The organism is Enterococcus sp. DIV0210g, from assembly GCF_050559705.1.
Taxonomy (GTDB): Bacteria; Bacillota; Bacilli; order Lactobacillales; family Enterococcaceae; genus Enterococcus_B; species Enterococcus_B faecalis_A.
This window is the reverse complement of the sequence record NZ_CP187903.1, coordinates 103337-116636: the sequence shown is the minus strand read 5'-3', so window position 1 is coordinate 116636 and position 13300 is coordinate 103337. Positions and strand designations below refer to the sequence as shown.

The 13300-nt window shown below is 37.2% G+C and carries 17 protein-coding genes; 8 read left to right on the top strand and 9 right to left on the bottom strand.

The window, feature by feature from the left end; genetic code table 11:
• The first annotated feature begins 162 nt into the window (after positions 1–162).
• On the top strand, positions 163–897 hold the full coding sequence (locus tag IGI64_RS00635) for an MIP/aquaporin family protein (protein WP_034861737.1): 735 nt from the start codon (positions 163–165) through the stop codon (positions 895–897).
• Positions 898–1035: 138 nt separating this feature from the next.
• Here the strand turns inward: IGI64_RS00635 and IGI64_RS00630 are convergent, their stop codons facing one another.
• The 4 genes from IGI64_RS00630 to IGI64_RS00615 all read right to left on the bottom strand — a co-directional run bounded on the left by IGI64_RS00630 (position 1036) and on the right by IGI64_RS00615 (position 3428).
• Entirely contained in the window at positions 1036–1416 is a 381-nt protein-coding gene (locus tag IGI64_RS00630) for a DUF1093 domain-containing protein (RefSeq protein WP_034861739.1), read from the bottom strand.
• A gap of 112 nt (positions 1417–1528) precedes the next feature.
• Positions 1529–2428, bottom strand: a complete 900-nt coding sequence (locus IGI64_RS00625; protein WP_429939149.1) for a metallophosphoesterase — start codon at positions 2426–2428, stop codon at positions 1529–1531.
• A gap of 7 nt (positions 2429–2435) precedes the next feature.
• Positions 2436–2789 (bottom strand): iron-sulfur cluster biosynthesis family protein, encoded by a 354-nt coding sequence (locus tag IGI64_RS00620; RefSeq protein ID WP_429939148.1) that lies wholly within the window; start codon positions 2787–2789, stop codon positions 2436–2438.
• A gap of 69 nt (positions 2790–2858) precedes the next feature.
• Positions 2859–3428, bottom strand: coding sequence for a GNAT family N-acetyltransferase (locus IGI64_RS00615; protein ID WP_429939147.1), 570 nt, complete (start codon positions 3426–3428; stop codon positions 2859–2861).
• A 203-nt stretch (positions 3429–3631) separates the two neighbouring features.
• Between IGI64_RS00615 and IGI64_RS00610 the strand changes: the two genes are divergently transcribed.
• The 3 genes from IGI64_RS00610 (at position 3632) to IGI64_RS00600 (ending at position 4439) form a co-directional block, all read left to right on the top strand.
• Positions 3632–3928: a hypothetical protein gene (locus IGI64_RS00610; protein WP_016623806.1), complete on the top strand. Its 297-nt coding sequence runs from the start codon at positions 3632–3634 to the stop codon at positions 3926–3928.
• 9 nt (positions 3929–3937) lie between these two features.
• Positions 3938–4150 carry a hypothetical protein gene (locus tag IGI64_RS00605; protein WP_429939146.1) on the top strand — a complete coding sequence of 71 codons (213 nt, stop codon included), beginning with the start codon at positions 3938–3940 and terminating at the stop codon, positions 4148–4150.
• Between the two features lie 148 nt (positions 4151–4298).
• Complete coding sequence (locus IGI64_RS00600; protein ID WP_429939145.1) at positions 4299–4439, top strand: hypothetical protein; 141 nt, start codon at positions 4299–4301, stop codon at positions 4437–4439.
• 109 nt (positions 4440–4548) lie between these two features.
• On the opposite strand, the gene IGI64_RS00595 is transcribed toward IGI64_RS00600, so the two are convergent.
• The 4 genes from IGI64_RS00595 to IGI64_RS00580 are packed head-to-tail and all read right to left on the bottom strand — an operon-like array spanning position 4549 to position 8171.
• On the bottom strand, positions 4549–5496 hold the full coding sequence (locus IGI64_RS00595) for a siderophore ABC transporter substrate-binding protein (protein ID WP_429939144.1): 948 nt from the start codon (positions 5494–5496) through the stop codon (positions 4549–4551).
• A 20-nt stretch (positions 5497–5516) separates the two neighbouring features.
• Entirely contained in the window at positions 5517–6272 is a 756-nt protein-coding gene (locus IGI64_RS00590) for an ABC transporter ATP-binding protein (protein WP_429939143.1), read from the bottom strand.
• Entirely contained in the window at positions 6269–7228 is a 960-nt protein-coding gene (locus IGI64_RS00585; RefSeq protein ID WP_429939142.1) for an iron chelate uptake ABC transporter family permease subunit, read from the bottom strand. The genes IGI64_RS00590 and IGI64_RS00585 overlap by 4 nt, the downstream gene beginning before the upstream one ends.
• The gene (locus IGI64_RS00580; RefSeq protein ID WP_429939141.1) at positions 7221–8171 is read right to left on the bottom strand and encodes an ABC transporter permease; all 951 of its coding nucleotides are present in this window, start codon (positions 8169–8171) and stop codon (positions 7221–7223) included. Before IGI64_RS00580 ends, IGI64_RS00585 begins: the two co-directional genes overlap by 8 nt.
• A gap of 150 nt (positions 8172–8321) precedes the next feature.
• On the opposite strand from IGI64_RS00580, the gene IGI64_RS00575 reads away from it, so the two are divergent.
• From IGI64_RS00575 to IGI64_RS00560, 4 genes are all read left to right on the top strand, one after another.
• Positions 8322–8780: a YueI family protein gene (locus tag IGI64_RS00575; protein ID WP_034861746.1), complete on the top strand. Its 459-nt coding sequence runs from the start codon at positions 8322–8324 to the stop codon at positions 8778–8780.
• A 181-nt stretch (positions 8781–8961) separates the two neighbouring features.
• Positions 8962–9336 carry a GntR family transcriptional regulator gene (locus tag IGI64_RS00570; protein ID WP_429939140.1) on the top strand — a complete coding sequence of 125 codons (375 nt, stop codon included), beginning with the start codon at positions 8962–8964 and terminating at the stop codon, positions 9334–9336.
• Positions 9326–10186 carry an ATP-binding cassette domain-containing protein gene (locus IGI64_RS00565; RefSeq protein WP_429939139.1) on the top strand — a complete coding sequence of 287 codons (861 nt, stop codon included), beginning with the start codon at positions 9326–9328 and terminating at the stop codon, positions 10184–10186. The genes IGI64_RS00570 and IGI64_RS00565 overlap by 11 nt, the downstream gene beginning before the upstream one ends.
• Positions 10186–10935, top strand: a complete 750-nt coding sequence (locus IGI64_RS00560; protein ID WP_429939138.1) for a hypothetical protein — start codon at positions 10186–10188, stop codon at positions 10933–10935. The genes IGI64_RS00565 and IGI64_RS00560 overlap by 1 nt, the downstream gene beginning before the upstream one ends.
• A gap of 43 nt (positions 10936–10978) precedes the next feature.
• Here IGI64_RS00560 and gshAB read toward each other — a convergent pair whose 3' ends face one another.
• Positions 10979–13243 carry a bifunctional glutamate--cysteine ligase GshA/glutathione synthetase GshB gene (gshAB, locus tag IGI64_RS00555; protein ID WP_429939137.1) on the bottom strand — a complete coding sequence of 755 codons (2265 nt, stop codon included), beginning with the start codon at positions 13241–13243 and terminating at the stop codon, positions 10979–10981.
• Positions 13244–13300 lie beyond the last annotated feature (57 nt).

The window sequence follows — 13300 nt, the reverse complement described above, 5'->3', positions numbered from 1 at the left end:
TTTTTCTTAAAAGAGGATCGATCCCTGTTCTTTCTTTTTACATCTGATTTTTGTTTACCGCACTTATTGATGTTTTGGAAAGAAGAACGGCACTGTGCTTCACGGCTTTTAAATATCAGACAGTTCTTTTTTTTTGCATTTTTATAATTTTGGAGGGTACGTATGGATTATTCATTAATGACTCGTCTTGCGGCGGAAATGCTAGGAACAGCTTTGTTGATCATCCTAGGTAACGGCGCAGTAGCAAACGTAGATTTGAAAGGTACAAAAGGTTATGGTAGTGACTGGATGCTTATCGCAGTTGGTTACGGCTGTGGTGTTATGATTCCAGCAATGATTTTTGGCGGTATCAGCGGAAACCACATCAACCCAGCTTTCACTATTTCATTAGCAATGAACGGATTATTCCCATGGGCTGAAGTTGCGCCTTACATCATCGCACAAATCGTTGGGGCAATGATTGGACAATTGATCGTTGTTGCTTGTTATAAACCTTACTATGATCAAACGGAAGATGTAAACCATGTATTGGGAACATTCTCAACAATCAACAGTGTAGGTTCTAAATTCAACGGTTTCGTCAACGAATTCTTCGGTTCATTCGTTTTATTCTTTGGCGCACTAGGTATCACAAAAGCACCTTTCTTCCAAGATAACCTTGGAACAGCTCACTTAGCTCTTGGTTTCCTTGTTTGGACATTGGTTGCTTCTCTAGGCGGACCAACTGGACCAGGACTAAACCCAGCACGTGACTTCGGTCCACGTCTATTACATGCGATTCTTCCTTTGAAACATAAAGGATCTTCACAATGGAGCTACTCATGGGTACCAATCGTAGCACCAATCTGTGCAGGTATCGTAGCAGTATTCTTATACAAAGCTTTATTCATGGCTTAAGCTATTTAAAAAACTTGGGATTTTTCCCAAGTTTTTTTATTTGGAAAAAGAACTTCTTATAAAAGAATCACATTAATCATCAACAAAACAAGCATCCGGCGATTTTTCATCGCCGGATGCTTGTTTGTTAGTGAAAAGTTATTTATTCAGCTCTTTCAAAACCTCTTTTGGCACTTTTGATTCCTCGATTTGACTTGGTCCTTTAGTAAATCTTTTTTTGCTGACTTCCGCTTGTACATAAGAGCCTGGAACGAATGGTGTTGGATTGTTTCCTGCTAGATCGTAGGATTTTTCGTATTTTTTCCCATCTTTTGTAATCAGCGTTAACTCATACGTATACTTATCCCAATTATCTGGGTTTGAACCATCATCAAAGCTGTATTTTTCTTTTTTAGGAATCTCCATCGGCACTTTCGCATAAGCGGTCACACCATTATAAGTTTCATCGTAATATTTATATGACTTGTAGCCAAGAAACCCAACCACGATAATTGCTAAAACAACAAGAATTTTTTTCATATCAGTACCTCTTTCAATTAAGTTACCCATATTATAAATTCTAGTGTTTTAAATAGTAATCGAAAAACATTACAATTTTACAAAACAAACGAACAAAATTGTTCGTTTGCAGCTAAAAATCGATGATCGTCAAAGCTTCCTCGAATTCCTTTTTCAGATGCTTTTCCTGATATGCTTGAAAAGCAGGATGATGGGCACGTAAAAGCACGCGCAATTTCATTGGCTGATAACTTTCGGCAATTTTTTCTTTCAATACAAAATCTCTTGTCAAACGCCACTCGTAATAATAGCCAAATGGACGGCAGCTATAAATCGTTTCTTGGAATTTTTGATCTAAAAAACGTCGATGCGTATGCCCGAAAACGACCTGTTTGATATTTGGATATTGATCCAAAAGCTCCCCAAACGATGCTGATCCTAAAAAAGCATTTAACTTATTCCAACGCTCATAGGGCTCCGATTGATGGATGATAAAAGATTCTTTTGGAACAAAATGTGTCGCTAAAATCACTTGGTATTCTTTCTTTGCCAAATCGTCTAAAATCACTTTTGCTGAATCAAGTACTTGCTGATTAATCTCTAAATCATCACCAGCCCGCTGGATATATCGGTCATACCAGTACAGCTGTTTCATTCTGCGGATTTTTTCCGGATCTTTCAGTTCAGAATAACGATAGTCATACCAACCATTGATCCCCAACAACACAGTGTGATCATTCAAAGGAATGTATCGTTCATTCAAAAATCGAGTATCTGGAAAATGATTCATCATTGCTTCGCCAGTTACATCTGCTAATTCATGATTGCCAAAATTAAAAGTTGTTTTTAATCCTCTGTCAGTAAAGAAATCAAGAACTGCCAGACAGGTTTCGATTTTATTGGCAATATCTCCTGCTAAGTGAAGCCGTGTTACATTTTTTTCTTTCAGGACTTCCAAGAGCATCGTCAATTCTTTTTCATCGAATTTATTGATGTCTACATGCAAGTCGCTGATAACCGCTAATTTTCCCATTTTCTTACTACTTTCTCACCACTTGCAGATTGTTTTTCAGCAAGCCGCCGTTTCCTTTCAAACGCAAGCTTTTGTAATTTGGTTCCAAGTCAAGAATCGTTGGATCGTCTAAATACATTTCTGCACTTTTTTTCATTCGCACGGGTCCTAACACTGTGTCTGCTGTTTCAGAATACAAATGTAAATCAGCCGTTGTGTCTTTCTTGACAAGAAGCAAACGAAAAGCTGTATCAAGCTGGCACGTAACCATTGATTCTGCAAATGGTCCATCACCGTCTTCAATATCTAAGATCAATTGTTCATCAGGTTGGATTTTCTTTTCCAATAGTTCTTGCGCTTCTTTTGTTATTTCTAATTTCATCGTTCTCACCTCACCCTTAGATTAGCCGCTTTACAGATTATTGGCAACCATCCTGTTTTGCATGGTTCTTCATTGATAAATTTCCTGCCATTCCTTTTGTGTGATTCCACGCATCACTACAGAAACCACTTCGCCTTTCCAACGTCTTGCATCCGGTATAATGCCTTCTTTTTTCATATGCAGCTTTTCCATCACTCTTCCTGAATTTGGATTATTGAGATCATGGTAGGCAAAGATCCGCACGAGATCCAATTTTGTAAAACCAAGTGTAAGCATTGATTGACCTGCTTCAGCAACCAATCCTTTGCCCCAGTACTTCTTGTTTAGAACATACCCTATTTCAGCAATATCCGTCGATTCCTCGATACGCAAATCGATTGTTCCAATCATTTTCCCGGTTTCTTTTAACTCAATAGCATACTTACCCAGTGGAGCATTCATGAAATAATTCGCAATACTATATTCTGTCTCTTCAAAATTTTGATGTTGCGGAAAAACAAAGCGTGTCGTCTCTTCATCATTTGCGTATTCATACATGTCAGCCGCATCTGTCAAAACTACTGGACGAAGCAATAGCCGCTCTGTTTCAATCTGTTGATTTTGCGCAAAAACTAGGTTTCGATTCGTTGTATTTTCCATATGCTCCACCTCTTTTTTTATTTACTCTAGCGGACTTATAGGATGAAAGCAAGAAATTCCTTAAATCCGCCTTAATCAGTACAAATATTTATATCCTTTTAATAATGAGCAAGAAAAGTGTAAATCTTTGTTCACAGTTTATTAACAACTATCCGTTATAGTAAGATTATCAACTTGAACATTACCATTTAGGAGGAACCGCTATGCGTGAGTATACAAAAAACATTTATTTTATAGAAAAAACACAAAATATCGAGGGTTCCTATATCGAAGTCAAAACGCTTTTCGTTGATGAAGACAAAGAAAAAGCCCTCGACTTTTACAAAAAACAAGTAAAAAATCCCAAAAATTCATTTGGTTTGATCTTATGCGAATATAAAATCAAAGCAGAAGAAAATTATTTCTATCAGCTATTGAAACGTTGGAGCCAGCTTCCTGCTGAATTCTATCGTAAAATGAATATCCTTAATTATCGACCATTGGCGGAATTTCATGGGTAGAGGTCGTGAATGAACCGTTTAGCTCCGAGCATTAAAGAAGAATTTCGTAAAATAGCTTTTCATATTTTGCGAAATTTTGAATTAATGCCGAAGGAGTTGGTTCATGAACACCGTTTGGGTGGAGGTCGTGAAAACGATGGTTTGCTTCAAGAAATAAGAACGGAAAAAACAGAAATGGCTTCTCACATTTATGTTTTTTTGGACTTATTTCCGCAGAAGTAATCGTTTGAACACCGTTTATTAGAGGTCGTGAGTGAACCGTTTAACTCCGAGCAGCAGCGAGGTAAACTTATGTAATAAATAAAAACATTATCGATTTAAGCTTTGATTAAGCTAGCGGCGTTATCCTTTAGAAAAGGAGGCGTGACCTATGTTTATCAAATGGCTCAAAACATTTTTACTCGATGAACCTGCTCGAATCGATCCTTATGAAGTGGACAATGAATTTATACTAAAATCTGACTTTCCAAAAACAACAACCAAAATACCTAAAAATAACGAAAAAAGATAAAAATACCGACTGGCTATTGGTGATTTTTATTTCTAAAAAACAAAAAACGCAGAGCACTCTGCGTTTTTTTTATGTTTACTTTTTAAAATATATTATCTTAAAAAATAGTTTATTCAAAAGCCGCGTTGACCTCATCAAGCATTCGCTCCATTGATTCCAATCCTCCGCCGCTCAAATACCAAACATCGGGTTCTAAATTGATGACTTTGCCTTCTTTTCCTGCATTGGTTTGTTGGATCAATTCATTTTGAGAAAGATCATCTTTACTGTCATCGCCGCCAATGGCTTTGGTACGATCGATGACAAATAAAATATCTGGATTTTTTTCATGTACATATTCGTAAGAAACACTTTGCCCATGAGTTGATGCTTCGATTTGGTCGTCTGCTTGTTTGAACCCAAACAAATCGTGGATCAATCCGAATCGTGAGCCTGATCCGTAAGCTGAAAGCTGACCTTCATTTACAAGGACAACTAGTGCTTTTTTATCTAAATTACTTGTTTTTTCTTTTGTTTCGTCAATACTTTCCGACAGCTCAGAAAGTTTTTCTTTAGCTTCAGATTCTTTACCAAAGATTTCTCCCAATGTCGTTACATTTTGCTGGATAGATTCCCAAGGTTTTTCAGCATCTACAGATAAGAATAACGTTGGAGCAATTTTGTTCAAGTCTTCTTGATATTCTCTTTGGCGACCAGAAATCACGATTAAATCTGGCTGCATTTGGTTGATTTTCTCTAAATCCGGTTCTTTTATGCCGCCTGCAGATTCAACATCTTTATACTTTTCAAGGTATGTAGGCAAACTCGCTGTGGCTGCGCCTACGACCTTGTCTCCCACACCTAGCGCGTCCAACGTATCAAGGGATCCATTATCGAAAACAACCACTTTTTCTGGATTTTTTGTTACTTCTACTTCTCCGTTGCTGTCTTTTACAGTAATCGTCGTATCTTTTGCTTCGCTGCTTGAGCTAGCTTCATCTGCGTTATTTGTTGATCCGCATCCTGCTAATCCAATTGAAAAAAATAACAATGCTACACTTAAAACAAGTTTTTTCATCTTATTCCTCCAAATTTTATTTAAAAATACATGCAAAACCTGCGTCCTTCGATTTCGCAGATTCGAATGTCCATTCCATATAAACGATTCAGTACCTCCGACTGGATGACTTCACTCGTCGGCCCTTGAACAAATAATTCGCCATTTTTCATTGCGATAATCTCATCTGCATAACTTGAAGCAAAATTGATATCATGGAGAACAATCACAATCGTTTTTCCTAATTCAGATACCATATTGCGTAAAATCTTCATAATCTGAACAGCATAATTCATGTCAAGATTATTTAAAGGTTCATCCAGTAAGATATATTTCGTATCTTGCGCTAAAATCATCGCAATATAGGCACGTTGAAGTTGACCGCCAGATAATGAAGTGATGATTTGTTCTGCTAAGTTTTCTAGACCCAAATAAGAAAGTGCTTTATCCACTAACTTATGGTCTTCTTTTTTCAAACGTCCTTTTGTATAAGGAAAACGACCAAATTCTACTAATTCTCTAACAGTTAGTTGCAGATTTGTACTATTTGCCTGTCTTAAAATCGATAAACGTTTTGCCAATTCTTGTGATTTCCAAGATTTCACTTCATTGTGATCTAAGTAGATTTCACCAGCATCATTAGGCAGCAATCGGCTAACCATTGATAAGACAGTTGATTTTCCTGCGCCATTCGGACCAATAAAAGCTGTTAATTTTTGATCAGGTATCTGAACTTTTACATTATTGACAACACACTTGTCTTGATAACTTTTGGTTACATTTCTTAAATCGATCACTGTACTGTTTTCCTTTCTCGAAGCAGCTTTCCAACAAAGTACACGCCGCCGACAAATTCAACCACTACACTCACTGTCGTTCGCCAGCCAAAGACATGTTCCACGAAAAACTGTCCGCCTATTAAAAAAATAACTGCAATCAAAAAACTGCCAAAAAATAATTCTTTGTGTCTGTGAGATGCAAACAATCGATAACTCACATTGGCAGCAATAAAGCCTAAAAATGTTATTGGTCCTACAAGCGCAGTTGCACTGCCTGTCATAATACTTACACAACAAAGAATCAAAAACTGCAGCCGATCCACATCTACACCTAAATTTACAGCTTGTTCTCTGCCTAGATGAAGAACATCTAAATAACGATGGAATTTAAATAATACAAACCAGCAACCTGCAATTAGAATTGCCCCAGGAAGCAAGTACTGGATCGGAATATTGCCAAAACTAGCGAAAAGCCGTCCTTGCAAAAGATCGTACTCATTTGGATCCATGATGACTTGCAGAAAAGTACTGATACTGCTGAATAAAGTTCCTAAAATCATCCCAATCATTAACAATAAAAACAAGTTTCCTTGTTCTTTCTTCAGCAAAAAAGAAAAGAGTAATAAACTAAATCCAGTCATCAAGAAAATATTACCGAAAAAAAACGCAATACTTGTTTGCTGTAGCATAGTGATTCCGCCAACGACAAAAAACAAAAGTGTTTGGATCAAGATATAAAGAGAATCCATTCCTAAAATCGAAGGCGTTAAAAATTGATTTCTCGTCACAGTCTGGAAACTAATTGTTGAACCGCTCACTGCCAGTGCAGTCAGCACGAAAGCCGCTACCCGTCTGCTTCGAATCTGCCAAGCAAATTGCCAGTTGCCATACGTTTGAAAAGTTAAATACAAAACACAGAAAGCTGTCGCTGCTATTGTTAGGATAAGAAATAAATACGTTTTTTTATTACGCAAGTTTCTTCCTCCTTGTCAGCAGATAAATAAATACTAAACCGCCAACGATCCCTACGATCACACTCACAGGAATCTCATAAGGAAAAATAACAATCCGAGCTACTATATCGCAGCTGATAAGAAAAATACTTCCCCAAAAAGCCGTTAATCCCAGCGTTCCTTGTACATGATCGCCATAAACCCGAGCGATGATATTGGGAATGATCACACCTAAAAAAGGAATGGTACCCACCATGATCAAAACAACAGCACTTGCCATCGAAACTAGTCCAATACCTAACAGCTGCATCTTTTGGTAATCTAACCCGAGATTCACCGCAAAGGATTCTCCCAGACCTAAAATCGTAAAATGATAAGCAAAAAAAGTGATAATGATGAATAACGGCACTGTCAGATACAGCAATTCGTAACTTCCTCGCATCACTGTAGCAAAGTTTCCTTGAAGCCAAGAAGACATATTCTGGACCAGCTGATATTGATAAGCAAAAAAAGAAGCGACCGATCCCAAGATGTTCCCAAACATGACCCCTACCAGCGGCAGCATCATCTGATTGCTTTTCGGTAATAAACGAGTTAGACCTAAAAATAAAAATGTTCCGGCAAAAGCAAAGAGAAACGCCGTCAGAAAGCGAACACTGATTGCCACGTTCGGCAGAAAAAGCATGACACTTAAAATACCAAGGCGTGCGCTGTCGATTGTACCTGCTGTTGTTGGCGAAACAAACCGATTCTGGGTGATATGCTGCATGATCAATCCGCAAATACTCATCATCGCTCCTGAAAGAAGCAAACTTGCCGTTCTCGGTATGCGCGTGACAAGCAGCAATTGTCCCGTTTGGCTGCTTAAATCAAAGATATCGCTTAATTGGATACGAGAAACACCAATCAAAAGCGAGACAATACTCAAAAAAATCAAAGTAACGATTAATCTAAAATAACGCATTTAAAATCTCCTCGTCTAATTGAGAATGATTTTCATTCTTATTTAATTCTAAGTGAAGAATTGAGCAAAAGCAACCGCTTTTTTATCTTTTCAAACTTATTTTTTTCTGTGATATAATGGATGCACGACAAAGCCGAGGGAGGTATTTTCTTGTCACAAGATGAAGTAAAAAAACATTTGGACAAAGGTCGTTATGGCAGCCCGTTAGTAAATCCTGACGAACAGCATAAATACATGGGAACCTTTAGAGAAAGATGTTATCTGAGTATGACTATTTCTGAAATGAAAAAGCCAGAAAATCAGTCGCATTTGTTAGATGAACTAGACAGATACCCTGATGCTTCTATTTTGCTGAATGGTGCAATGCCAGAATCGCTGCAAAGCACGTATATTCAATTGGCTACACAGAAAAAAGCTCATTTTACTGTGATCAACGACTTTGTCACAGCTGAGCCTGAAAGTTTTGGTTTATTACTGACCGCTAAAGAAGCCGTCAATGAACCTGTGATCGATATTGAGGAAAAATATCCAAAAACGGCAACTCAACAAGAAGAGCCTGAGCAAACAGAAGATAAAAAAGAAAGTTTTTGGAGTAAACTTTTCCATTAAACTAAGCCCGCCTTGCGATGAACAAGATTCATTGCAGGGCGGTTTCTTTATCTCAAAATTTTTTCCCCTTTGTCACTCTTCTCTCCTTTTTTTTGAAATAAAGATTGACAAATTATTTTTTAGTCATATACTTAGTTACACAACTAACTAACCACATGTGCAAAAAGAAAGTTGGAAGACCATGGAATTTAATTACTCGAGCAATATCCCTTTATACATCCAAGTTGCAGACCAAATCAAAGAAGCTGTTCTCATTGGCAGCTTTCCTGAAGGGCAGCAAGTTCCTTCTACGACAGAGATCTCAAAAAATTTCAATATGAATCCTGCAACTGTATTGAAAGGAATGAACCTTTTAGTATCTGAAAATATTTTAGAAAAAAAACGAGGAATAGGTATGTTTGTTGCTTATGGGGCTTTAGAAAAAATAAAAGCCGAAAAAAAAGAAGCCTTTTTTGCTGATCAGATTGAAGCACTGATTTCAGATGCTAAAAAAATCGGACTTACAAAAAACGACGTGATTTATTTGATAGAAAGAGGGTACAAAAATGTCGATTGAGTTATCAAATGTCTCTAAAACATATAAAAAGAACCAAGTGCTAAAAAATATCAATCTTATCTTTGAAGAAAATACCATTTATGGTCTGCTAGGTCGAAATGGCGCTGGAAAGAGTACATTATTGAATATCATCAATAACCGTATTTTTTCTGATACTGGCGAATGTCTTTTTCAAAATGAAACCAATCTTGACAATGAAAAAATCCAACGTCATTTCTTTCTGACAAGTGAAAACGATTTGTATCCTGAACAGATGAAAATCAAAAATATCTTCAAATGGACAGAAGAATTTTATGGCGATTTTGATTTTGGATTAGCAAACCAGCTTGCAGCAAAATTTAAATTAGATACTACTAAAAAATTTGGCAAACTTTCAACGGGCTATCGTTCAATCGCTAAATTGATCGTCGCTTTGTGCGTGCCTTGCCGTTTTATTTTCTTAGACGAGCCAGTGTTAGGTTTGGATGCAACACATCGTGATCTTTTTTATAAAGAATTGATTGCTGCTTATATGGATCGTCCCAGAACATTCGTTATTTCTACCCACTTGATTGAAGAAATCGCAAACTTGCTTGAGAAAATCATCTTGATAAAAAATGGTGAGATCATCTTGAATGCATCGACAGAAGAAATCCTTTCTAGAGCCAGCACGATCTCAGGTGAAAAATTTGCGGTAGAAACGTTCATTAAACCTTATCAGATCATCGGTACTGATTCACTTGGCAATCACATGACTGCTTATACTTTAGATGTTATAGACAGAACAATTTTGCCGGAAGAAATCATGATCGAACCTATGGATCTGCAAAAATTGTTTATCAATTTAACGAAAGAAGAGAGTGAATTATAATGCGTATTCAAGCTGCGACAAAGTATCGTTTAGCCAATTATTATCGTCTGTTGGGAATCTTTTTCTTGTATTGGCTGTTCTTTTCGATTGTTTTACCCGGCGTTTTCGCAATAAGTGCAAATGCACCGATACCGATTGGAAATCCACTCATTTCTGCTTTTATTTATAGCGGAATCGCAACATTGTTTGTTACTTCTAAAGGTTTGAAATTTCTATTTCAAAATGGTGTTTCAAGGAAAACAATGTTTATCTCTTCAATTATCACGATTGTTTTAGGCAGCTTTTCTTTACTGCTGGTTTCTGATTTTTTTCAGTATCTTACATCAAAATTACCATTTATCCATGTGATCGATGATTTCACCAAAATTTACGGCCATCATTTCCATTCTGATTTAAGTAATTCCGTGATTGTGTTTGTTTTAGGTATGATTATCATGATTGCCTTTTCTTCGATTTTCTTATTGCTTGGTACATTATTTAGTGTTATTACTAAGACACAAAAAATGATTTTTATGGGATTATTGATTTTTATTCCTTCTCTTCTTGTCATTGCCTTCCAGCAATTGAACACAGATACATGGTTGAAATTACTTGATATTGGAAAATACGTTATTGGTATGCCAAAGCATTCGCTTGATTTCACGCCTTTTCATCCAATGCTATTCAGTTTTTTGATTTTTTTGATCTGCAGCATCTTTTATTATTTGCTGGTCTCTACTATCCAATTGAATATGTTGAAAGAAGATTGACACAAGAAAAACACCGTGAAAATAGCTTTTTCACGGTGTTTTTTTACATTACTTCTGGATATAAAAGGTGCAAGACATCTTGCGTCAATCTTCTGCTTTTTCCTGCAAAAGGATAGACATGCATGTGCATTGCTGGATTGAAGTTTGCTTCAATGATGCCATAAGCTTCAGGTGTTGTGGATGGGTCAACTTCTTTGTCAGGAATAATCAAGTCGATTCCGCTGATTTTTGCTCCTAACGCTATGACAGCTTTTTCTGCGATTTCTTTGTAAGCTTCTGAAAATTCATCTGTTACATCGATTGAATCGCCGCCAGTACTGATATTAGAGTTTTCTCTCAGATAAACGATTTGTTCTTTTTCAGGAATCGAAGTTGTCGCCAAGCCTTGTTCTTTGAGCATCAATTGTTCAAGTTCTCCTAACTGGATCAATTCCAAAGGTGATCGGTGATTGGTTCCTCTTAATGGATCTTGATTTTTGTCATTGACTAATTCTTCAACTGTATGGATGCCGTCACCCACCACATTTGCAGGAATACGCAACAAGATGGCTTTTGTTTTCCCATCAATGACAAAGAATCGGTATTCTGTCCCTGGAAGAAATTCTTCAACAAGTACAGCAGAATCTTCATCAAAAGCAAGTTTCAGCCCTGTACGATAATCGTCAAATGCCGCGCCTTCTTTAAAAATCGTGATTCCTAAACCATAATTCGTTGATTTTGGTTTGACAACAAACGCTTGTTTTTCAAAACGAGGATAAGCCCTCAAAGCTTCTTCCATCGATGTGAATTCAGCCCCTTTTGGCACACGGAAACCTGCTTTTTCCAGCACTTTTTTTGTCACGATTTTATTTTCCATGATCAACGGTACGATATATTGATCTTTGCTTGTCATATTCGCATTTTTTACATATTCGATATGATCTTTGAATTGTAAACGAACAAATTGATCTTGTTCGTCCAAAACAGTGACTTCGATTCCTTTTTGGATAGCATCAAATAACATGATTTGCGTAGACAATTCCATTTCTCTGAAACCAGCTAATTGATAAGGGCGTTCATGACTTTCTTGGTAATATTCCTGACCAAGTGCCATTGCTAACTCATGCTGGCTGCTAGCTTGGCTTTCTTGATACAAACGTGCTGCAAGCGTAAGTTCTGGCTCCTCTAGCCAACGTTTCATTTGGTCCACAAGTTCGATTTCTTGAACTAAACCTAACGCTGTCAGCATTTCTTTCATTTCAGCTAAAAGTGCAAGCCCTTCTTCATATTGTGCTGTTTTTGCTAATGGATTTTCTAATGCTGTTTCATCATTCCAGTGGTTTCCTGCTGCGACCCATTCATCAGCAGCCTCTTTTTCTTCTGTCCATAACATCAGTAAGAGGAATAATTGCAAGAAACGTACTTCGTTTTTCGTGATCCCTAAGCGGTCGTAGGGATTTAAGTCAATATTTCGTAATTCGATATAACGGACACCTGTTTTTGCTAAATCTGCTACTTTTTTGCCGCCTCTAAAACGTACAGGGGCATAGAACTCTTTGTCTTCAGAAAGTTTTCCTTCGTCTACCATGCGTTCAATATCTGCAAGATATCTTTCCATTGAACGATAAGAAACTTTTACATTTGGTCGATTTCTGTAACCGTAGCTGCTGTTTCGGATACTTCGAACAGGTTCTTGAGGCATTTCCTCATCAACAAAGTAATTCGCTTCGCTGACAGGCGATGCGCCATACAAATAAGTCAATAACCAGCGATAACGCAAAAAGTTTCGACCGACTTTCATATATAGATCCGTCTTGAAATCTGCGAAATCTGTTTGCTCTGTTTGCAGGTTAAACAATTGTTTTAATAAATCATCGCCAAATTCAAAGTTGAAATGGATACCGCTGACCATTTGTTTTCTTTTACCATATTCTTTTGCTAAATAACGTCGATATAAAACATCTTCAAAAGTCGATAACTTGGCAATAAGGATATCTTCGTCTTTTTCTGGTAAAGCAGGCGGCATACTCAAAGGCCAAATCAATTCATCTTCTGGAATCGAACGAGCAGCTACATCATGGATTGCTTCCAAATATTTGAACAGTTCGTCGATTGATTCTGTTACTGGCGTGATTACTTCTAACTGTGTTTCGCTGAAATCAGTTTGTATATATGGATGATAGGAGCGATCGCCTAAAACATCTGGATGTTCTGTTTGTGCTAAATTCCCTGACAAAGTCACGCGCTGTCCTTCACGTTCAATACCAAAACGAGCTTGTTCGATGTAAGGAAGTACGCTTGGATGCTGCAATAATTCATTTATGTTCATTTTGATTTCCTCCACTTGGTGTCATTGTCATTATAGTAGAAATGAGGAAGAAAAAAA